Source organism: Rhodococcus sp. 06-235-1A (genome assembly GCF_002258785.1).
Taxonomy (GTDB): domain Bacteria; phylum Actinomycetota; class Actinomycetes; order Mycobacteriales; family Mycobacteriaceae; genus Rhodococcoides.
In genome coordinates, this window is the sequence record NZ_NOYI01000003.1 from 407,199 (window position 1) to 427,319 (window position 20,121).

Annotated in this window: 20 protein-coding genes; 12 read left to right on the forward strand and 8 right to left on the reverse strand. The window is 64.9% G+C overall.

Features of this window, described 5'->3' with window-relative positions; all coding sequences use genetic code 11:
- Nucleotides 1-6: 6 nt before the first annotated feature.
- Nucleotides 7-903 carry a diacylglycerol kinase gene (locus tag CH275_RS03810; RefSeq protein ID WP_094675209.1) on the reverse strand — a complete coding sequence of 299 codons (897 nt, stop codon included), beginning with the start codon at nucleotides 901-903 and terminating at the stop codon, nucleotides 7-9.
- A gap of 239 nt (nucleotides 904-1,142) precedes the next feature.
- On the opposite strand from CH275_RS03810, the gene CH275_RS03815 reads away from it, so the two are divergent.
- The 5 genes from CH275_RS03815 to CH275_RS03835 all read left to right on the forward strand — a co-directional run bounded on the left by CH275_RS03815 (nucleotide 1,143) and on the right by CH275_RS03835 (nucleotide 5,004).
- The gene (locus CH275_RS03815; protein WP_373453674.1) at nucleotides 1,143-1,766 is read left to right on the forward strand and encodes a TetR/AcrR family transcriptional regulator; all 624 of its coding nucleotides are present in this window, start codon (nucleotides 1,143-1,145) and stop codon (nucleotides 1,764-1,766) included.
- Nucleotides 1,767-1,831: 65 nt separating this feature from the next.
- On the forward strand, nucleotides 1,832-3,004 hold the full coding sequence (locus tag CH275_RS03820) for a glycosyltransferase (protein WP_143546675.1): 1,173 nt from the start codon (nucleotides 1,832-1,834) through the stop codon (nucleotides 3,002-3,004).
- A 10-nt stretch (nucleotides 3,005-3,014) separates the two neighbouring features.
- Nucleotides 3,015-3,206 carry a DUF3046 domain-containing protein gene (locus CH275_RS03825; RefSeq protein WP_094675211.1) on the forward strand — a complete coding sequence of 64 codons (192 nt, stop codon included), beginning with the start codon at nucleotides 3,015-3,017 and terminating at the stop codon, nucleotides 3,204-3,206.
- A gap of 196 nt (nucleotides 3,207-3,402) precedes the next feature.
- Nucleotides 3,403-4,440: a recombinase RecA gene (recA, locus tag CH275_RS03830; protein ID WP_008716921.1), complete on the forward strand. Its 1,038-nt coding sequence runs from the start codon at nucleotides 3,403-3,405 to the stop codon at nucleotides 4,438-4,440.
- A 12-nt stretch (nucleotides 4,441-4,452) separates the two neighbouring features.
- Nucleotides 4,453-5,004, forward strand: a complete 552-nt coding sequence (locus CH275_RS03835) for a regulatory protein RecX (RefSeq protein ID WP_094675213.1) — start codon at nucleotides 4,453-4,455, stop codon at nucleotides 5,002-5,004.
- 106 nt (nucleotides 5,005-5,110) lie between these two features.
- Here the strand turns inward: CH275_RS03835 and CH275_RS03840 are convergent, their stop codons facing one another.
- From CH275_RS03840 to CH275_RS03855, 4 genes are all read right to left on the reverse strand, one after another.
- Nucleotides 5,111-5,983: an amino acid ABC transporter permease gene (locus CH275_RS03840; RefSeq protein WP_094675215.1), complete on the reverse strand. Its 873-nt coding sequence runs from the start codon at nucleotides 5,981-5,983 to the stop codon at nucleotides 5,111-5,113.
- Nucleotides 5,983-6,660, reverse strand: a complete 678-nt coding sequence (locus CH275_RS03845; protein ID WP_032377154.1) for an amino acid ABC transporter permease — start codon at nucleotides 6,658-6,660, stop codon at nucleotides 5,983-5,985. Before CH275_RS03845 ends, CH275_RS03840 begins: the two co-directional genes overlap by 1 nt.
- An 85-nt stretch (nucleotides 6,661-6,745) precedes the next feature.
- A complete protein-coding gene (locus tag CH275_RS03850) occupies nucleotides 6,746-7,579 on the reverse strand; it encodes a glutamate ABC transporter substrate-binding protein (protein WP_094675217.1) in 834 nt (277 codons plus the stop codon).
- A gap of 53 nt (nucleotides 7,580-7,632) precedes the next feature.
- Nucleotides 7,633-8,361 (reverse strand): amino acid ABC transporter ATP-binding protein, encoded by a 729-nt coding sequence (locus tag CH275_RS03855; protein WP_170944851.1) that lies wholly within the window; start codon nucleotides 8,359-8,361, stop codon nucleotides 7,633-7,635.
- 282 nt (nucleotides 8,362-8,643) lie between these two features.
- On the opposite strand from CH275_RS03855, the gene miaB reads away from it, so the two are divergent.
- Both miaB and CH275_RS03865 read left to right on the forward strand, forming a co-directional pair.
- The gene (miaB, locus tag CH275_RS03860; RefSeq protein ID WP_094675441.1) at nucleotides 8,644-10,161 is read left to right on the forward strand and encodes a tRNA (N6-isopentenyl adenosine(37)-C2)-methylthiotransferase MiaB; all 1,518 of its coding nucleotides are present in this window, start codon (nucleotides 8,644-8,646) and stop codon (nucleotides 10,159-10,161) included.
- On the forward strand, nucleotides 10,158-10,745 hold the full coding sequence (locus CH275_RS03865; protein ID WP_094675443.1) for an Rv2732c family membrane protein: 588 nt from the start codon (nucleotides 10,158-10,160) through the stop codon (nucleotides 10,743-10,745). Before miaB ends, CH275_RS03865 begins: the two co-directional genes overlap by 4 nt.
- Before the next feature lie 40 nt (nucleotides 10,746-10,785).
- On the opposite strand, the gene CH275_RS03870 is transcribed toward CH275_RS03865, so the two are convergent.
- Nucleotides 10,786-12,258 (reverse strand): DUF349 domain-containing protein, encoded by a 1,473-nt coding sequence (locus tag CH275_RS03870; protein ID WP_094675219.1) that lies wholly within the window; start codon nucleotides 12,256-12,258, stop codon nucleotides 10,786-10,788.
- Nucleotides 12,259-12,410: 152 nt separating this feature from the next.
- On the opposite strand from CH275_RS03870, the gene CH275_RS03875 reads away from it, so the two are divergent.
- The 5 genes from CH275_RS03875 (at nucleotide 12,411) to CH275_RS03895 (ending at nucleotide 17,661) form a co-directional block, all read left to right on the forward strand.
- Nucleotides 12,411-13,133 carry a class III extradiol dioxygenase subunit B-like domain-containing protein gene (locus CH275_RS03875; protein WP_179275956.1) on the forward strand — a complete coding sequence of 241 codons (723 nt, stop codon included), beginning with the start codon at nucleotides 12,411-12,413 and terminating at the stop codon, nucleotides 13,131-13,133.
- Entirely contained in the window at nucleotides 13,126-14,061 is a 936-nt protein-coding gene (gene miaA, locus CH275_RS03880) for a tRNA (adenosine(37)-N6)-dimethylallyltransferase MiaA (RefSeq protein ID WP_094675220.1), read from the forward strand. Before CH275_RS03875 ends, miaA begins: the two co-directional genes overlap by 8 nt.
- 24 nt (nucleotides 14,062-14,085) lie before the next feature.
- Nucleotides 14,086-14,955, forward strand: a complete 870-nt coding sequence (gene dapF, locus CH275_RS03885; protein WP_094675222.1) for a diaminopimelate epimerase — start codon at nucleotides 14,086-14,088, stop codon at nucleotides 14,953-14,955.
- A 67-nt stretch (nucleotides 14,956-15,022) separates the two neighbouring features.
- The gene (gene hflX / locus CH275_RS03890; protein WP_094675224.1) at nucleotides 15,023-16,564 is read left to right on the forward strand and encodes a GTPase HflX; all 1,542 of its coding nucleotides are present in this window, start codon (nucleotides 15,023-15,025) and stop codon (nucleotides 16,562-16,564) included.
- Nucleotides 16,565-16,569: 5 nt separating this feature from the next.
- Nucleotides 16,570-17,661, forward strand: a complete 1,092-nt coding sequence (locus tag CH275_RS03895) for a hypothetical protein (RefSeq protein WP_094675226.1) — start codon at nucleotides 16,570-16,572, stop codon at nucleotides 17,659-17,661.
- Between the two features lie 109 nt (nucleotides 17,662-17,770).
- On the opposite strand, the gene CH275_RS03900 is transcribed toward CH275_RS03895, so the two are convergent.
- Nucleotides 17,771-18,028: an HPr family phosphocarrier protein gene (locus CH275_RS03900; protein ID WP_032377711.1), complete on the reverse strand. Its 258-nt coding sequence runs from the start codon at nucleotides 18,026-18,028 to the stop codon at nucleotides 17,771-17,773.
- Nucleotides 18,029-18,071: 43 nt separating this feature from the next.
- On the reverse strand, nucleotides 18,072-20,120 hold the full coding sequence (locus tag CH275_RS03905) for a PTS fructose transporter subunit IIABC (RefSeq protein ID WP_094675228.1): 2,049 nt from the start codon (nucleotides 20,118-20,120) through the stop codon (nucleotides 18,072-18,074).
- Between the last annotated feature and the right edge of the window lies 1 nt (nucleotide 20,121).

Consider the following 20,121-nt stretch of genomic DNA (forward strand, 5'->3'; position numbering starts at 1 on the left):
GGCCGCTCAGGCGTCGGGCACGGAATTTCGTTCGACGAACACCCGAAGTGCCCCGGGCACACACTGGGCGACGACAGGCAATTCACCGACACGTTCACCGTCCGCGTACGCGACGATCCCGTCGCAGCGTAGGGCCACACGAGCCGAGGTGTAGGTATCGACCTCGGGGAGGTCGACGTGTGAGCCCCGATAGAGGGTCGGCGACATCCGGAGGAGACGAGTTCTGCTCACACCCCGTACGACGGTGACGTCGAGCAGGCCGTCGTCCACCCGTGCGGCAGGACAGATCGACATCCCCCCGCCGTAGCTGCGGCCGTTCCCGACGGCGATCAAGGTGGCATCTACCCGAAGCTCTGCATCGTCCAGTTCCACCACGTACGAGAGAGTTTCGAGCTGTGCCAACCGAAGAACCATGGCCGCGTTGTACCGCAGGCGGCCGCCGAACCAACGAAGTTGGCTCGCTTTCTCGGTGACCAGTGAATCGAAACCACTGGACAGCACGGTCGCGAACCAGCGGTCACCGACCCTCCCCAGATCGATCGAGCGCGTGCGGTTGTCGGCGATGATGTCGGCCGCGCGGACAGGATCGCCCCGTGGCACGCCCAGGACGCGGGCCAGATCGTTCCCTGTTCCGGCAGGTACGACGCCCATCGGGATGTCTGTGCCGGCGAGCACCTGAATCACGAGATTGACCAACCCGTCGCCACCGACCGCGACCACCGCGTCCGTTCCGCTACCGACAGCCCTTTCCAGCAACGTCAACGCGTCTCCAGGGGTACGGCCCTCGATGGAAGTGACGTGCAGTTCGCGCTCGCGGAGACGGGCCACGGCGCGTCGTCCGGCGTGCGCCGCGCGCCCACCACCGGCCGTCGGATTGGTCAGGACCGTCACCGTTCGGGTCATGGTCTTCCGGATTCGTCGGTCACCTCGATAAGCTTGCCAGGGTTGACGATTGCCGTGGTGGTGACCGACGCTATTGCTCCCCGACTGCCTCGGGCGTGGATTGTCGGCGGCGCGCTCTCGGTGACTTCCCGGGCCGAATCTGACTGTAACTGTGAGGTACTGTAACGAACGAGTTTGTTTTCGCCTGCAGTACAGTCGTTTCGTCCGAATGCGAAGGGTGGCGCGTGACCGAGCAGCCGATGTCGAGTCCTGCCTCGTCCGGGTCTGCGCCCGCGCAGTCCGACATGGATGCTCCGGAGAAGACGGTCGAAGATGCCGTCCTCGACGCGGCCAGATCGTGCATCCTCGAACACGGAGTCAAGCGTACGACTTTGGCCGAGATCGCCCGCCGCGCCCAGGTGAGCAGACCCACGGTCTACCGGAGATGGGCCGATACGCGAGCGGTTGTGTCGAGCTTGCTCACTCGTGAGATCAGCGCGGTCATTCCTACCTTCGACGCCTCTGCTTCCGGTCGAGATCAGATCGTGACTGCGGTGGGCGAAGCTGCCGATCGGATCCGACTTCACCCGCTTTTCGTCAAAATACTACGTTCCGATTCCGATGTGCTCGCTACGTACATTCTTCATCGACTCGGCACCAGCCAGTCGTTGATCATCGACGCATTGTCGTCGTTGATCGTTGCAGGACAACGTGATTCGTCGATTCGCGAGGGTGACCCGATGGCTCTGGCGACGATGCTGCTGCTGATGGTTCAGTCGGCGGTCCAGTCGGCCGAGATGGTGTCCGAGCGCCTCCCCGGTGCCGAGGTGATGCGCCAGATGGCGTATGCGGTCGACGCCTACCTGCGGCCCCGGAGCGCATGAACGCCCGCCTCTGCTGATCGGTTCATGCGTCGTGTTTCACCGGCCGGGTGTGGCACGCTGGGTTCGTGCGAGTAGCAGTGGTGGCCGGACCCGACCCGGGGCATGCGTTTCCGGCCATTGCTCTGTGCCTGTTGTTTCTTCGGTCCGGCGATGAACCGGTTCTGTTCACCGGCAGCCGGTGGGTGCCCGACGCCCGTGCCGTCGGGCTGCGAGCCTTTCCGCTGGGCGGCCTGGCACCGCGACCGGAGGACGACGATCTCGATGCCGGACAGCGCATTCACTCACGTGCAGCGTTCGTCTCGACCGAGTTGTTACCCGACCTCGAGCGGGAGAACGTCGACCTCGTCGTGTCCGACATCCTGACTGCAGGAGGCGGCATGGCCGCCGAGCGTCTCGGTATCACCTGGGTCGAGCTTTCTCCCCATCCACTGTATTCACCCTCGAAAGGGTTGCCTCCCATCGGAAGTGGGTTGGCCCCCGGCGTCGGGCTTCGCGGCAGGCTGCGCGATACCGTGATGCGCGCACTGACGGCACGCTCGATCGCACAGGGACGGACTCAACGGTCCGTGGCCAGGACGAGCATCGGACTGCCGGCTCGGGATCCTGGCCCGGCGGCTCGGCTCGTTGCCACCATTCCGGCGTTGGAGGTGGCGCGTCCCGATTGGCCGGCGGACGCGCACGTGGTCGGTCCACTGCTCTGGGAGCCGACCGACGATCTGCTCGAGTTGCCCGACGGCGAAACGCCGTTGGTGATGGTCGCCCCGTCGACGGCGTTCACCGGTGCCGAGGGAATGCTCGAGATGGCGCTGAAAGGATTGGACGGCAACGGGGTTCGGGTAGTGGCGTCGGTTCTCGACGGGGCTCCCGACGTATTGCCGAACTGGGCGAATGCGGGCCTCGGTCGGCAGGACGAACTTCTGCGTCACGCCGATGTGGTGGTATGCGGGGGTGGCCACGGAATGCTGGCGAAGGCTCTGATCCACGGGGTACCGGTGGTGACGGTGCCTGGCGGCGGGGATCAGTGGGAGTTGGCGAATCGGGCTGCGCGGCAAGGCAGCGCCGTGATCGTACGACCCCCGACGGCGGTCTCGATCGCCGACGCGGTGGCCGACGTGCTCGCCGATCCGCGATTCGCGGCGGCGGCAGCAGCGGCAGCCGCAGGCGCGCAATCCGTCGAGGATCCGGTGGCGGTGTGCCACGAGGTGCTCGCCCGCAGTACGCCGAAGACGGGACGTTAGGGTTGCAGATGTGCGTCTGACCGAATTTCGTGAACTGCTCACCGAGGAGTTCGGCTCCGTTCGAGGCAATTCCCTGCTGACCGATCATGTGTTGTCCGGTATCGGTCGAACCGGGGCGCAGGCCATCGAGGACGGCGTCGACCCGAGAGAAGTGTGGCGCTCGATCTGCTACGAGTTCGATGTTCCGAAAGAGCGCTGGTAGCTCCGTAGGTCGGATCGAGTTTGCCCGGCGTGTCGAAAGCCGAGGTAGTTGACTCGAACACGTGTTCCCCTATGCTGGGTGTCAACGGTTGCTGATCGGTCTCGAGAAACTTCTTGTCGGTACCCCGTTCTAGCGTTACCGACGACAAAGCTGATCGACACGACACAGCTGAACGACACGACACAGGGAGCTCACGATGGCTGCATACGATCGCGACAAAGCGCTCGATCTCGCACTCGCGCAGATTGACAAGAACTTCGGTAAGGGTTCGGTGATGCGCCTCGGTGACGAGGTCCGCCAGCCGATTGCCGTCATCCCCACCGGATCGATCGCGCTCGATGTGGCACTCGGCATCGGAGGGTTGCCGCGTGGACGTGTCATCGAGGTCTACGGCCCGGAGTCCTCGGGTAAGACCACCGTTGCCTTGCACGCGGTGGCCAGCGCTCAGCGGGCGGGCGGCATTGCCGCCTTCATCGACGCGGAGCACGCACTGGATCCGGACTACGCGAAGAAGCTCGGTGTCGACACCGATGCACTGCTGGTCTCGCAGCCCGATACCGGTGAGCAAGCCCTCGAAATCGCCGACATGCTGATCCGTTCGGGCGCACTCGATATCCTCGTGATCGACTCGGTGGCGGCACTCGTTCCCCGCGCCGAGATCGAAGGCGAGATGGGCGACAGTCACGTGGGCCTGCAGGCTCGCCTGATGAGCCAGGCGCTGCGCAAGATCACCGGCGCGATGAGCAATTCCGGTACCACCGTCATCTTCATCAACCAGCTGCGCGAGAAGATCGGCGTCATGTTCGGCTCTCCCGAAACCACCACCGGTGGTAAGGCCTTGAAGTTCTACGCCTCGGTTCGCCTCGACATCCGCCGCATCGAGACCCTGAAGGACGGAACCGACGCCATCGGTAACCGCACCCGTGTCAAGGTCGTCAAGAACAAGGTCGCGCCGCCGTTCAAGCAGGCCGAGTTCGACATCATCTACGGCAAGGGCATCAGCCGAGAGGGCTCGTTGATCGACATGGGCGTCGAGCACGGCTTCATTCGTAAGTCGGGTTCGTGGTTCACCTACGAGGGCGATCAGCTCGGCCAGGGCAAGGAGAACGCCCGCAAGTTCATGCTCGAGAACCCCGACGTGCGAGACGAGATCGAGAAGAAGATCATGGAGAAGCTGCAGATCGGCGCGGACGTCACCGCGGAGGAGCCTGCCGCCGCTCCGGTGGACTTCTAACCCGTTGCCGCGGTGCAGCAGCGAGACGAGGGTGGGGGCACCGAAGCGCAGGCGAAAGATGTCTGCCTTCGGTTGCTGACCGACCGAGCGCGCAGCAGGCACGAACTCGAAACGAGTCTTGCCAAGAAGGGATTCACCGCAGAGATCGCGAATGCAGTTCTCGACCGGCTCGAAAAAGCGAAACTTGTCGATGACGAATCGTTCGCACAGCAGTGGGTCCACTCTCGGCACAAGTACTCCGGCAAGGGTAAACGCGCCTTGAGCATGGAACTCCGAACCAAGGGCGTCAGTAGCGAACTCGCCGCACACGCGTTGGATCTGATCGATGCCGACGATGAGCGCCACCGCGCAGGTGAATTGGTACGCAAGCGATTTCGCACCCTGAAGCTGCCGGATTCGAGTGGTCCGGATGCCCGTGTGGAGCGAGACAAGGTCGTCCGCAAGCTGGTCGGTATGCTCGCTCGCCGCGGATACTCGCAAGGAATGGCATTTGCGGTGGTCAAAGAAGAACTCGACCGCGCAGGTGCCGACACCGAAGACTTCGACGGCCCCGACTCGAGGTGATCGTCCACCCCGAGCCGGTGCTGTCGAGAAACAGTAAGGCCCGCAACACCATCGGTGTTGCGGGCCTTACTCGTTCAGGGCTTCCCAGTTACAGCCGACGTGTGGGTCAGGCCGCCTGACCGCCGTCCATAGCCGGAACGACTGCAGTCGTGCCGGCCTTGCGTTTGCGTGAACGCAATCTTCGCTCGACCACCGTAGCCAGCTTCGTCAGCGCCGAGTTGATGATGATCATGATGACGGCGACGATGACCAAGGACGGCAGGTAGTTGCTGTAGAACGCACCCACCTGCTGACCGGAACGAACGACCTCGACGTACCCGATGAGGTAACCGAGTGCCGAGTCCTTCAGCGCCACCACCATCTGCGAAATGATCGCCGGCAGCATCGCGGTGACGGCTTGGGGGAGCAGGACGAGTAGCATGACCTGGCTCTTGCGCATTCCGAGCGCCGACGCTGCTTCCCTCTGACCCTTGGGCAACGAATTGACACCGGCACGCACGATCTCGGCGATGACCGAACCGTTGTACAGCGTCAGGCCGGTGACCACTGCCGCCAAGGCCAAGTACTTGACCTTGAAGACCTCGTAATCGGCGTAGACGGCGTAGAGGAAGATCATCAGGATCAGCACCGGCACCGCGCGGAACACCTCGACGAACGCGCCGCTGATTCCACGCACCACCCGGTGATCGGACAGTCTGCCGATACCGAGGGCGGCACCGAGAATCAGTGCGAACACGATCGACAGCGCCGCTGCGACGAGTGTTCCCTGGATTCCGGGCAGCAGATACGTTGTCCAGGTGGTCGATTCGAGGAACGGGTCCCACTTCGCCGCGGTCAGCTGCCCCTTGGAGTCGAGGGCTCGATAGATGAGAAATGCGACGCCCAGAGAGACGATCGCAACGACCACGGTCAGAATACGATATCGCAGAACCGCTTTGGGGCCCGGAACGTCGTAGAGAACTGCTACTGCATCACTCATCAGGACACCGCCAATCGCTTGCTGATGTAGCCGAACAGCAACCCGGTCGGGAGCGTCAGGATCATGAAGCCGAGCGCGAAGATTCCGCCGACGACGAAGATCGCGGCTTCGTTCTCGATCATGTTCTTCATCAGGAACGACGCTTCGGCGACGCCGATCACCGATGCGATGGTCGTGTTCTTCGTCAGGGCGATCACGACGCTTCCGAGTGGGCCGACCACGGCGCGGAAAGCCTGTGGGAGAACCACTATGGAGATGTTCTGCGTGAACGTCATTCCGAGTGAGCGGCCCGCTTCGGCCTGACCGACCGGGACCGTGTTGATACCGGACCTGAGGGATTCGGCCACGAACGACGCGGTGTAGACACTCAGACCGAGGATTGCCAAACGAAAGTTGTTGTCGTCGAGGAAGGTCGACGACGACTCCGACGCGAGCGAGACACCCATGGTCTGGTACAGGCCGAACGAGGTGAACAGGATGATCAGGGTCAACGGGGTGTTACGAAAGATGGTGACGTACGTGGCGGCTATGCCACGTGCGATCGGGATGGGAGACACCCGCATCGCGGCAATGATCGTTCCGATGACCAACGCGCCGACGAGGGATGCCAACGTCAGGTAGATGGTCGAGAGGAATGCGTCGATCAATTGATCGCCGTACTTGCTCAATAGGTTCACGGTGCTTGTTGATCCTCACGGCTCGGCGAGATCGAACCGTCGTGTTCCACGTGCACGCGCACGCGGAACACGACGACAGGGTCGATCAGTAGCGGTCGACGGTGGGCGGGGTCGGCAGCGGGTAGCCCGATGCGCCCACGGTGTCGTTGAAGGCCTGCTCCCAGGCACCGCTCGACACCATCTCTTCGATGGCGTCGTTGATCTTGTTGCGTCCGTCGGTGTCGTCCTTGTTCAGGCCGATGCCGTAGTTCTCCGTGGTGAACGGCTCGCCGACGACCTTGAACTGTCCGGGGGACTGAGCGGCGTAGCCGGCCAGGATGATGTCGTCGGTCGTGACGGCATCGACGGTGCCGTTGCGCAGGGCCTCCACACATGCGGAGTAGGTGTCGAACGGCTGGAGCTGCACGCCCGGGTACTCGTCGGCGATGTTCTGGGCCGGAGTGGATCCGGTGACCGAGCAGAGCCGCTTTCCGTCGTTCAGCGAGTCGGCACCGGTGATGTCGGTGTTGTCCTCGCGGACGAGCAACGACTGACCCGCCACGAAGTACGGTCCGGCGAAGCCGACCTTCTCCTTGCGGGTGTCGGTGATGGAGTAGGTGGCGACGATGTAGTCGACCTCACCGTTTTCGATCAGAGTCTCGCGCTGGGCCGAGGGAGACTCCTTGAACTCGATGTTGGCCTCGTCGACACCGAGCTTGCCGGCGACGTACTTGGCCACCTCGACGTCGAAGCCGCTGAACGTGCCGTCGGGGTTGCGCAGACCCAGGCCGGGCTGATCGAACTTGATGCCGACGATGAGGTTGCCGGACTCGGCGCTGCTCGAGATGGTGCGGGCTTCCTCGCCGCCGCCGCATGCGGTGGCGACGATGGACAGAGCGGCGATGGCGACACCGAGGCGAAGCGGTCGGGTGAGTCTCACAGTGAATGTCCTTAGGTATCGGTTCGTGTACACGGGGCGAGCAGTGGAGCGGGTCAGTGACCGAGAATTTTGCCGAGGAAGTCCTTGGCGCGTTCGGACTTGGGGGACTTGAAGAACGTCTCCGGATCGGTGTCCTCGACGACGGCACCGTCTGCCATGAAGATGACGCGGTCGCCGGCCTTGCGAGCAAAGCCCATCTCGTGGGTGACGACGAGCATCGTCATGCCCTCCTTGGCGAGGGAGGTCATGACGTCGAGGACCTCGTTGACCATTTCGGGGTCGAGGGCCGAGGTGGGCTCGTCGAAGAGCATCACCTTGGGATTCATGGCGAGAGATCGAGCGATGGCGACACGTTGCTGCTGACCACCGGAGAGCTGAGCGGGGTACTTGTCGGCCTGGTTGGCGATACCCACACGCTCGAGCAGAGCCAGGGCGCTCTTCTCTGCCTCGTCCTTCTTCTGCTTACGCACCTTCATCGGCGCGAGCATGACATTCTGAAGAATCGTCTTGTGCGCGAACAGGTTGAACGACTGGAACACCATGCCCACGTCTGCTCGCAATGCAGCGAGGGCCTTGCCCTCAGCGGGGAGTAGATCTCCATCGACCTCGATGGCACCGGAATCGATCGGCTCCAACCGGTTGATCGTCCGGCACAGGGTCGACTTGCCCGATCCGGAAGGACCCACGACGATGACGACCTGTCCGGCCGGCACTTCCAGGTTGATGTCCTTCAGAACGTGCAGATCACCGAAATGTTTGTCGACGGATTTGAGCGAGATCATCGAGGGTGCGCCCGGCGGGGGTGTCGATGCCGGCGCGTCGGTGGCGTGCGTCATAAGTCGAAACCCTATGCGTAGTTTCCTCGCCGACCGGCGTTTTCGCCCGCCATCTTCGATTATGTAATGGAAACTTTACTGTTGCCCCGCATCGGCCCTGCACAGTCCGCGGCGGGGCCCGCGACCCCGGCGGGCCGGTCGGTGCGGTGGACGTACCCTGGAGGGGTGCAGACGAGTGTTTTTCCGACCGTGGACGTGGCCGATCGCGGGAGTACCGATCCCGTGCCGGTGACCGACCCGTCGGCTTCGGTTTCCCGCAGCTACGAGGTGCGTACGCACGGTTGCCAGATGAACGTCCATGATTCCGAGCGGCTGTCGGGTCTGTTGGAGGAGGCCGGCTATGTTCCGGCGGACGCCGGTACCGATGCCGACCTCGTAGTGTTCAACACCTGCGCGGTGCGGGAGAACGCCGACAACAAGCTGTACGGAAACCTCGGTATGTTGCGGCCCGCGAAGACGCGAAACCCCAACATGCAGATTGCTGTCGGCGGCTGCCTGGCGCAGAAGGATCGCAATACCGTCGTGGAGAAGGCGCCGTGGGTCGACGTCGTGTTCGGCACCCACAACATCGGGTCGCTTCCGGTCCTGCTCGAGCGCGCTCGGCACAACGAGCAAGCGCAGGTCGAAATTCTCGAATCGCTCGAGGCCTTCCCGTCCACACTGCCCGCGAAGCGAGAGTCGACGTACGCGGGTTGGGTGTCGATCTCGGTGGGCTGCAACAACACCTGCACGTTCTGTATCGTGCCGGCGCTGCGCGGCAAGGAGATCGACCGCCGACCGGGCGACATCCTGGCCGAGGTACAGGCTTTGGTGGACCAGGGCGTGCTCGAGGTGACGCTGCTCGGTCAGAACGTCAATGCATACGGTGCCTCGTTCGCCGATCCGGAGATGCCTCGCGATCGCGGCGCATTCGCATCGCTGCTGACCGCCTGCGGCTCGATCGAGGGACTCGAGCGTGTGCGCTTCACGTCTCCGCACCCGGCCGAGTTCACCGACGACGTGATCGAGGCGATGGCGTCCACCCCGAACATCTGTCCCACTTTGCACATGCCGCTCCAGTCCGGATCGGATCGAATTCTCAAGGCGATGCGCAGGTCCTATCGGCAGACGAAGTTCATGGGCATCATCGACAAGGTGCGCGCGGCCATGCCGCACGCGGCCATCACCACCGACATCATCGTCGGCTTCCCCGGCGAGACCGAAGAGGACTTCGAGCAGACGCTCGACGTGGTTCGACGGGCGAAGTTCGCCAATGCCTACACCTTCCAGTACTCGAAGCGACCCGGTACACCGGCCGCCGATATGCCCGACCAGGTACCCAAAGAGGTTGTGCAAGAACGGTATCTGCGATTGATCGCATTGCAGGAAGAGATCGTTCTCGCTGCCAACCAGGCTTTGATCGGGACCGAGGTCGAACTACTCGTCGCCACTGGCGAAGGGCGCAAGAACGCCGCGACCCATCGCATGAGTGGGCGAGCCAGAGACGGTCGACTCGTGCATTTCGCCGTCGACCCCGATCGCGCGAGCGATATCCGTCCGGGTGACGTCGTCACGACCACGCTGACTGCCGCCGCTCCGTACCACCTCATCGCCGACGCCGGAGTGCTCACGCACCGCCGCACGGCAGCAGGAGACGCCCACGAACGCGGTGTCATGCCCAAGACGGCACCGATCGGCGTCGGCCTCGGACTTCCCTCCATCGGCGCACCGGCGCCACTTCCGGCACAGACAGGATGCTCCGCATGACCGAAGCAAACGGACCCGACCGCGTCGTACCGTCTCGATCCGCCGAGGAACTCGAACGAACCGAGCGAGCGGTGATGACCGAGCTGGACCCGGGCGCACGGGCCATGGTCGTGGCCGGACTGGTACTGGTTCTGCTGGTCACCTTCGCGTTGCCGCACACCGGATCCGCCAGCGGATTCGACGTGCTCTCGGGCAGCGACGCAGCGGTCGCCGAGTCGATTGCACTGCCGTCGCGCATCTTCGTCGTGTTGGTGCTGACGTTCGGTGTGGTGATGTCGGTGCTCGCGCTGGTCACCCGCATGTGGGCCCTGGCCTGGGCGGCTGTTGCCGGATGCGCAGTGTCGTCGGTGTTCGGAATGCTCTCGATCTGGTCGCGGCAGACCGTACCCGACAACCTGCAAGGTGCCGGCCCGGGAATCGGTCTGATCATCGCGTGGCTCGCCGTCATGGTGTTGACGTTCCACTGGCTCAAGGCCGTCTGGAACAAGACGAACGCCCAACTCGCCGCTCAGGAACAGCGGCGCGTCGCTGCCGCGTCGGGTGAGCAGAAGCTGCGACTGTGGGACGGCCACTCGGCCCCGTAGGACCGATCGACCGTCCCCAGCCGTTGGTGCAGCCGGCGGATCACAACTCGTCGACAGCGCTCTCGGCCGCGTCGGCCCACTCACGCCACTGCTGTGCCTGGGCCAGCGCACGCTCGGCGTCCTTCGTCTTGCCTGCTGCAGTGGCCTTCGCTGCCTGATCCTCGAACTGGGCCACCCGCTCGCGGAACTGAGCCGCACGAGCTACCGCCTCGGGATCCGAACGACGCCACTGCGACTCGACCGCGTCGTGCACGGACTTCTCGATCGCCCGCAGTCTGCCTTCGAGTTCCTGCATCTTTTCGCGCGGAACCTTGCCGAGGGCATCCCACTTGTCCTGCAGATCGCGCAATGCCGAGCGGGCGGCGTCGAGATCCTTGCTCGGATCGATGTGGGTTCTGGCCAACAGAGCTTCCTTGGCCTCGGCATTGGCCTCGAACTCGGCGTCCCGCTCGGAGGCCGCGGCGTTGCGGGCAGCGAAGAACACGTCCTGTGCAGCCTTGAACTTCTTCCACAGGGCGTCGTCGGCGTCGCGCGGAGCCCGCCCGGACGCCTTCCACTCCACCAGAAGATCACGGAACGCGGCTGCCGTCGGACCCCAATCGGTGGACGAGGACAACGCCTTGGCCCGCTCGACGAGCTCCTCCTTACGGACTTTGGCAGCACCGCGCTCGCGATCGAGATCGGCGAAGTGCGCGCCGCGACGACGATTGAAGTTCTCCCTGGCCTTGGAGTACCGCTTCCACAGAGCATCGTCGATCTTGCGGTCGACCCCGCGGATCGTCTTCCATTCGTCCAGAATTTCGCGCAGCCGATCTCCGGCCTGCTTCCACTGCGTCGATTCGCTGCCGATCTGCTCGGCCTCGACCGCGAGAGCCTCCTTGCGGGCAGTGTGTTCGGCGCGTTCGAGCTCCTTCTCGTGTTTGGCCACGGCCGCCGCCGCGTCGGAATGTTCGACGACCGCGTCGAGTCGTCGGGCGAGCAGGTCGAGGTCGCCGATCACTGCTGCAGTGGGCAGGGTCTCCAGAAGAGCGGATGCGGCGGCCTTGGTCTTCTTGGCATCGCCGGTGCCCGAGGTCAGGCGAGCTTCCAGCAGACCTACCTCGGTGGCGAGGTCGTCGTAGCGTCGACCGAAATGAGCGAGCCCCTCGGCCGCGTCGCCTGCTTGCCAGGATCCGATCTGCCGCTCGCCGTCGGCGGTCTTCACCCACGCAGTGCCGTCGTCGTCGACTCGACCGAACTTGCTGGGATCGCTTGCCGGGGCAACGGTCGGAATTGCAGTGGGGACATGCGACGCCGTCGGATGTGGCTTGGCACCGGTCGAGCCACCCGGACGAGGAGAAGCGAGTCCTGGGCCACCCGGCTTGGGGCCACCGCCTGGTTTGGGGCCACCGCCCGGCTTGGGTCCGCCGCCCGGCTTGGCAGTAGCCGGCGTGGCCGTGCCTGCTGTCTCGGTGGGCGCTTCGGACGAAGCCGCCTCGGTGGTGGTGGGGGTACCGGCGTTCGGGTCGGTCATTGTTCCTCGTCTCTGCCGCGCGTCACGGCTGCCTTCACTCGCGATCTGGACACCATTGAACTAGGTGACGACCGATCGGACCATTGAAACAGCTCAGACGGCTCGAGGTGGACTCGTCCGGCCAAGTCGCGACACCGACTAGCGTGGTGTTCGTGTTTCGTGCCGCGGCCCTGGTGCCCTCTCCACCGTTGCTCGTCCCCGAACTGATGGGCTCCGGTGCTGCCGAGACGGCCGATCTTCGTGCCGCTGCGGTCGACGCGGTGACTCAGCTGGCGTCGCAGGTCGACCGGTGGATGGCCATCGGTGTCGATCGCACCGAGGAGACGTACGACGCGAGCACAGTCGGTACGTTGCGCGGCTTCGGCGTCGACGTGCTGGTGAGCCTGTCCGCTGGAACGGTGCCGGCTGCGCCGGACCCCGAACTGCCGCTGGCCGTTCTGATCGCAGGGTGGCTGCGTGGGGTTGCCGCTCCCGACGCCGCGGTCGAGGTACGGACGATTTCCGCCGACGCGAGTCCCCAGTGGTGCGCGCGGGTCGGAACGGAGCTGCGGCGCGAGTTCGACGCGTCGGCCGAGATCTGGGGTGTTCTGGTGCTGGCGGACGGTGCGAACACACTGACTGCGAAGGCACCCGGGTCGTTCGACGAGCGGGCCGAGCAGGTCCAGCAGCGCATCGACGATGCCCTCGGGACGGCCGATGTCGGTGCACTGGCGAATCTCGATGCGGATCTGTGTGCTGCGGTCGGCGTCGGTGGGCGAGCGGCCTGGCAGGTTCTGGCAGCCCTGACCGGATCCGGCACGACCGACGCGACCGAGCTCTACCGCTCGGCCCCCTTCGGCGTCGGGTACTACGTCGGTACGTGGTCTCGTGACTGACGAAACCGAGACGTTCGACCCGGCCGCGACCCCCGTCGCGGTGATCGGGCCCACGGCCACGGGCAAGTCCGATCTGGCCCTCGATCTGGCCGAGTATTTCGGCGGCGAGATCGTCAACATCGACGCGATGCAGCAGTACCGGGGCATGGACATCGGTACCGCGAAACTTCCGTTTGCAGAGCGTCGCGGCATACGGCACCACCAATTGGATGTGCTCGAGGTCACCGATATTGCGACCGTCGCTCGCTATCAATCGGCTGCCGTCGCCGACGTCGAGGACATTCGATCCAGAGGGCTGCGACCGATCATCGTCGGCGGATCCATGATGTACGTGCAGTCGTTGCTCGACGAGTGGGCGTTCCCGGCGACCGATGCCGGCGTCCGTGCCAAATGGGAAGCAGTCCTCGAGCGAGACGGGGTCGACGAGATTCACCGCGCGTTGGCGGCCGCCGACCCCGCGGCAGCAGCGTCGATCCTGCCCACGGACGGCCGACGCATGGTCCGCGCGCTCGAGGTGGTGGAGCTCACCGGGCAGCCGTTCGCGGCATCGGCCCCGACGATCGGTGCACCACGCTGGGGCGCGATCGTCTTGGGAGTCGACCGCGACACCGTCGAACTGGACGAGCGGATAGACAGGCGCACGCGGCTGATGTTCGACTCCGGACTGCTCGACGAGGTGGAAGGGCTGCTCACCCTCGGGCTACGTGAGGGAGTCACGGCGTCACGAGCGATCGGATACGCCCAGGCGCTCGACGTGCTGGCGGGGGAGTACGGCATCGAGCACGCCCGCGAGCGCACGTTCATCGGCACCAGGCGCTATGTGCGTCGCCAGCGCTCCTGGTTTCGCCGAGACGACCGGGTGCACTGGCTCGACGGTGCGTCGTCCACGTTGACCTCGGACGCTCTGTCCGCGATCGACCCGTCCTAGCAGCACCCCCGTAGACTCACGGCCATGGAATTCGCCAAAGGCCATGGAACTCAGAACGACTTCGTCGTGCTGCCGGATCCGTCAGCCGAGCTCGAACTCACCAGGTCGGCCGTCGCAGTACTGTGCGATCGACGCCAGGGTGTCGGTGCCGACGGCATTCTGCGCGTCGCCCGGGCCGGTGTGCTCCGAGATGCAGGCGTGCTCGATCGAATTCCGTCGGGAGTCGAGCCCGACGACTGGTTCATGGACTACCGCAACGGCGACGGCACCATAGCCGAGATGTGCGGCAACGGCGTTCGGGTGTTCGCGCACTACCTGCGCGTGCACGACCTCGAACATCGCGATCAGTTCGTGGTGGGGTCGCGGGCCGGTGCGCGCGCGGTGACAGTGCATTCGTTCGACGACGTCGACGCCGATGTCACCGTCGCGATGGGGGACGTCACATTGATGGGCGCGAGCTCGGTGGCCATCGCGGGCGGGTCGTACGAGGGCATCGGTATCGACGTCGGCAATCCTCACCTGGCCTGCGTCGACGGTGCGCTGACTCGCTCGGCGCTCGCCGGTCTCGACCTCTCTGCACCGCCGACATTGGACGCCGAGTTCTTTCCACACGGTGCGAACGTCGAGATCCTGACCAGGCTCGACGATGGCGGCGTCGAGATGCGCGTGTTCGAGCGTGGCGTCGGCGAGACGCGGTCGTGTGGCACCGGCACAGTGGCCGCGGCGGCGGCAGCGCTGTCCTACGAGGGCCTCGAGACCGGCGAGGTGAGCGTCGGCGTACTCGGTGGGCGGGTTCGCGTACACATCGATCACGTCGGTGCCACGCTCCGCGGGCCCTCGGTCCTGCTCGCCCGCGGCGAGATCGACGACAGGTGGTTCAGGGCCCAGGCCTGACGCTCGACCGCGCTCGGATCGAAACCCGCGTGCACACGCTGGGGTTTTCGTGGATCATGGGGAGCGTATGACGAACTCACATGAAACATCCCCTGCGGGCGAACCGGTCGACGAGAGTGTCGACGGTTCATCCGATACCCCATCTGCGTGGACCCGCGAGGAGTCCGACGCATGGTCGAGGCGGCTGGCCCGCTCTCCGCTCAACGACGAGGACTCCCCGTCCTCGGGTGACATGCAACTCGAAGAGCGCACCGCGCTGCGACGAGTGGCCGGACTGTCCACCGAGCTCACCGACGTCACCGAGGTCGAGTATCGACAGCTGCGCCTCGAACGAGTCGTACTGGTCGGCGTATGGACCACCGGTACGGCCGCGCAGGCGGAGTCCAGCATGACCGAACTTGCGGCGCTGGCCGAGACGGCAGGCTCGGAGGTACTCGAAGCGTTGATGCAACGTCGCGACAAGCCCGATGCTGCGACATACATCGGCTCCGGTAAGGCAAAAGAGGTCCGCGACATCGTGCTCGCGACCGGAGCCGACACGGTGATCTGCGACGGCGAACTGACCCCGGCCCAGCTCAACGCGCTGGAGAAGGTCGTCAAGGTCAAGGTCATCGACCGCACCGCGCTGATCCTCGACATCTTCGCGCAGCATGCGACGTCGCGAGAAGGCAAGGCACAGGTCGCTTTCGCCCAGATGGAATACATGTTGCCCCGGCTCCGCGGCTGGGGTGAGTCCATGTCGCGTCAGGCCGGTGGACGCGCAGGCAGCAACGGCGGTGTGGGTCTGCGTGGACCGGGTGAAACGAAGATCGAGACCGACCGTCGACGCATCCGTGAGCGGATGGCCAAGCTGCGCCGCGAGATCAAGGGCATGAAGCAGGCCCGCGACACCAAACGGGAACAGCGCCTGAGCGGCACGGTGCCGTCCATCGCGATCGTGGGGTACACCAACGCGGGTAAGTCGAGCCTGTTGAACGCGCTGACCGGATCGGGTGTGCTGGTTCAGAACGCACTGTTCGCCACCCTCGATCCCACGACGCGCAAGTCGACTCTCGAGGACGGCCGAGCGATCGTGCTGACCGACACCGTCGGCTTCGTCCGACATCTTCCGACTCAGTTGGTCGAGGCGTTTCGTTCCACGCTCGAGGAAGTCACCGACGCAGACCTGTTGCTGCACGTGGTCGACGGATCCGATCCGCTGCCGCTCGATCAGATCAAGGCCGTCCGTGAAGTGATCACCGACGTGGTTCGCGAACAGGATGCGAAGATGCCGCCGGAATTGTTGGTGGTCAACAAGATCGACGCTGCCGACCCGGTTCAGCTGACCCAGCTGCGGGGACTCCTCGACGGCGCACGGTTCGTCTCGGCCAAGACCGGCGAGGGCATCGACGCCTTGCGCGATCACCTCGGCGACATCCTGTCCGAGCCCGACGTGCTGGTCGACGTCCTCGTTCCGTACACCCGCGGTGATCTGGTCGCGCGGATTCACACCGACGGTCGAATCGTGCAGTCCACGCACGAGGAGGACGGCACTCGCGTGGAAGCTCGGGTGCCGCAGTCTCTCGCTGCCGCGCTCGTCGAATTCACGGCTGTCGTCCCCAGCGCCTGACGTCGATGTGGTCACGGGTGGTGGCGCGTAGCGCTGCCGCATCCGTGGTCGTCACGGCCACTGCGTTCGGGGGTACGGCCTTTGCGGCTCCGATCGGGACCGAGACGTATTGTCGACCAGCCGATCCCGGTCTCGCCGAACTGTCGGGGCTGACGTCGATCGACGGTGTCCTGTACGCGATCGGAGACAGCGGTGCCGACGACCGGGTCGCGGTGCTCGACGAGAACTGCGCCGTCGAGCGATGGATCGACGTACCCGTCGACCCGTACGATGTCGAGGACCTGACCTCGTACGACGGCTCGCTGTGGTTGGCCGACATCGGCGACAACCAGATGCGCCGCGACACAGTGGCATTGACGCGAATGGACCCCACGACGGGTGCGGGTGAACTGCACCGACTGATCTACCCCGATGGCGCGCACGACGCCGAGACGATACTCATCGAGCCCGGCGGCAGACCGGTGATCGTCACCAAGGAACTCTCGGGCGTCAGCGGGGTGTACGTCCCGGCCGGCGACGAATCCGTCACCGAACTGAGTAGTCCGGGCCCGACGCCGCTCCGCAAGGTCGGCGAGTTGGCGTTCGCCGCAACCGACACGGTCGGCGGGCCGCCGTTCGTGGTCGGATCGATTCTGGCGACGGGGGGAGCAGTGAGCGCCGATGGCACCGTCGCCGCGGTGCGCACCTACACCGATGCGTACCTGTTTCATCCGTCCGACGGTGACATCGCGTCGGTGTTGGTCGATCCTGACGCGCCGCGTGCGGTGGTGGCGTTGCCCGATCAACCACAGGGTGAGGCCCTGGCATTCCTGGACGACGGAAGCCTGCTCCTCGCGTCGGAGGCAGGCTTCGGTCCCGAGGACGGAACTCTCCCGCCCTTTGCACGAGTTCCGAACGCACTGTCTGTCGAGACGTCAGTACCCGAAACCGGTGTGGCCGAGTCGGTCTCGCCGACCCCGATCGCAGAACAGTCCTCGCAGACGCCGACAGCGACGGACTCGGAATGGGAATTCCGAGCGGCCGTCGCTGCCGGTGTGGTGCTGATCGCCGGAGCGGTGGGATTCACCGTCCGGCGATCGATGCGTTCTCGCTGGTAGCTGGACCTCAGGTGTCGCAGGAGTGGAGCCTGCGGAACGACCTAGGTGTCGCAGGAGTGGAGCCTGCGGAACGACCTAGGTGTCGCAGGAGTGGAGCCTGCGGAACGACCTATGCATCGAGGTCTGCTTCGACGAGTGCGACCACCTTGTCGAGTGCTGCCTGGTCGTCGCTGGTGACGGTGACTTCGGTGCCCTTGGTGGCACCGAGCGTCATGATCATCAGGGCCGAACCTGCATCCACCGGCTCCGAGTCGGCCACTGCAAGGGTGACGTCCACGCCGGCTTCTGCGACGGCGTCGGCGATCAGTGCTGCGGGACGAGCGTGCAGACCGATCGAGGATCCGACGGCGACTGTGGTGCTGGGCATGTGGTGCTCCTTCGTAGTGGGGTTCTTGCGATCGTAGCGAGTGTCAGACGGTGGCGAGTGCCGGATCGAGTTCGGCTTCGGTCGGGGCGTTCTTGCCCTTGACGAACTGCTTGGCCGAGACGACCAGGAACGCCGAGACGATGGTTCCGACGGCCAGAGACACGATGAACCACAGGATGTTTCCGATGGCGAAGAACACGAAGATTCCGCCGTGCGGCGCGCTGAGGGTGACGTTGAAGGCCATGATCATGGCACCGGTGACTGCTCCGCCGGCCATCATCGAGGGGATGACGCGGAACGGGTCGGCCGCAGCGAACGGAATTGCGCCCTCGGAGATGAATGCGGCTCCGAGGAACCAGGCAGCCTTGCCGTTCTCACGCTCGGCCTCGGTGAACAGACGCGAGCGCACGGTCGAGGCCAGTGCCATGGCGAGCGGCGGCACCATTCCTGCGGCCATGACAGCAGCCATGATGCGCAGTGATGCGGTGTCGGTGACCGACAGGCCTGCCGTCGCGAATGCGTATGCAGCCTTGTTGACCGGTCCGCCGAGGTCGAAGCACATCATCAGGCCGAGAATGATGCCGAGGATGATGACCGAGGAACCGCTGAGTCCGTTCAGCCAATCGGTCAGTCCGCTGGTGATCGCGGCCAGTGGCTTGCCGAGCAGCAGGAACATGATCGCGCCGACGATGAGGGTAGCGAACAGCGGAATGATGACGACCGGCATGAGGCCGCGCAGCACCGCGGGGATCTTCCACTTGCTGATCCACAGTGCGACGAAGCCGGCGATCAGACCACCGACGAGACCGCCGATGAAGCCTGCGCCCACCAGCACGGCGACGGCACCTGCGGTGAAGCCTGGAGCCAGACCTGGTCTGTCGGCAATCGCGTAGGAGATGTAGCCGGCCAGCGCGGGGACCAGGAAGCTGAACGAGAGTGCGCCGATCTGGAAGAGCACGGCACCGAGATACGTCGTCAATCCGCCGTCGGGAAGTGCGGTGATCGAGTTGTTGACGACGATGTCTTCGGCCACGCCGGAGATCTCGTATCCGCCGAGTAGGAAGCCGAGAGCGATCAGCAGACCGCCGGCGGCGACGAACGGGATCATGTAGCTGACGCCGGTCAGCAGGATCTGCCGAATGCGGGTGCCCCAGCCGAGTTCTCCGGCCGACTCGTTCGAACCGGCCGCGACCGCGGTGCCGCCGACGCGAGCCGCGTCCGGGTTCAGTGCTGCGCGAAGGGCTTCGGTGAGCATGACGTCGGGCTCGTTGATGGCGCGCTTGACGCCCGAGGAGATCACGGGCTTGCCTGCGAAACGCTCCCGACCCTTGACGCCCACGTCGGTGGCGAAGATGACTGCTTCGGCACCAGCGATGATCGAAGGATCCAGCGGCGTGCTGCCGCTCGAGCCTTGGGTCTCGACGTGAACGGTAACGCCGGCGCGTTCACCTGCTGCGACGAGTGAGTCGGCAGCCATGTAGGTGTGCGCGATTCCGGTGGGGCACGCGGTGACTGCCACGATGTGCTTCGGGGCAGTGGACTCGGCCGGGGTTTCGACCGCGCTGTGCTTCGCGGTGGACACCGGAGCTGCTGCTACCGGAGCCGCTGCGGCGGGCTTGGCCGCGGGGTTGATGACACCGTCGACGAGCGTGACGATCTCGGCTGCCGAGGATGCGTTGCGTAGGGAGGTGACGAACTCCGGCTTCACCAGTGCGCGCGCCAGGCTCGAGAGCAACTTCATGTGTGCCGAACCGGCACCGGCGGGTGCCGCGATGAGGAACACGAGGTCTGCGGGGCCGTCGGGTGCACCGAAATCGACCTTCGGGTTCAGGCGTGCGAATCCGAGCGAGGCCGAGGTGACCGCTTCGGAGCGGCAGTGGGGGATGGCGATGCCGCCGGGCAGGCCGGTTGCCGACTGTGCTTCGCGAGCAAGTGCCGCGTCGCGCAGAGCATCGGTCTCGGTTGCGCGACCCGCGGACGCCAGAACACCTGCGAGGCGTTCGATGACGGCAGCTTTGGATTCGCCGAGATCGGCGTCGAGGAGGATCAGATCCTCGGCGATGATCGGCTGATCTTCGGTGGGGGTGGACATT

What these genes read in the sequence shown, in the direction of transcription:
- CH275_RS03810 (WP_094675209.1), bottom strand. Translation starts at nt 903, where the DNA reads ATGACCCGAACGGTGACGGTCCTGACCAATCCGACGGCCGGTGGTGGG.
- CH275_RS03815 (WP_373453674.1), top strand. Translation starts at nt 1,143, where the DNA reads ATGTCGAGTCCTGCCTCGTCCGGGTCTGCGCCCGCGCAGTCCGACATG.
- recA (WP_008716921.1), top strand. Translation starts at nt 3,403, where the DNA reads ATGGCTGCATACGATCGCGACAAAGCGCTCGATCTCGCACTCGCGCAG.
- CH275_RS03840 (WP_094675215.1), bottom strand. Translation starts at nt 5,983, where the DNA reads ATGAGTGATGCAGTAGCAGTTCTCTACGACGTTCCGGGCCCCAAAGCG.
- CH275_RS03855 (WP_170944851.1), bottom strand. Translation starts at nt 8,361, where the DNA reads ATGATCTCGCTCAAATCCGTCGACAAACATTTCGGTGATCTGCACGTT.
- CH275_RS03865 (WP_094675443.1), top strand. Translation starts at nt 10,158, where the DNA reads ATGACCGAAGCAAACGGACCCGACCGCGTCGTACCGTCTCGATCCGCC.
- CH275_RS03870 (WP_094675219.1), bottom strand. Translation starts at nt 12,258, where the DNA reads ATGACCGACCCGAACGCCGGTACCCCCACCACCACCGAGGCGGCTTCG.
- dapF (WP_094675222.1), top strand. Translation starts at nt 14,086, where the DNA reads ATGGAATTCGCCAAAGGCCATGGAACTCAGAACGACTTCGTCGTGCTG.
- hflX (WP_094675224.1), top strand. Translation starts at nt 15,023, where the DNA reads ATGACGAACTCACATGAAACATCCCCTGCGGGCGAACCGGTCGACGAG.
- CH275_RS03895 (WP_094675226.1), top strand. Translation starts at nt 16,570, where the DNA reads ATGTGGTCACGGGTGGTGGCGCGTAGCGCTGCCGCATCCGTGGTCGTC.
- CH275_RS03900 (WP_032377711.1), bottom strand. Translation starts at nt 18,028, where the DNA reads ATGCCCAGCACCACAGTCGCCGTCGGATCCTCGATCGGTCTGCACGCT.
- CH275_RS03905 (WP_094675228.1), bottom strand. Translation starts at nt 20,120, where the DNA reads ATGTCCACCCCCACCGAAGATCAGCCGATCATCGCCGAGGATCTGATC.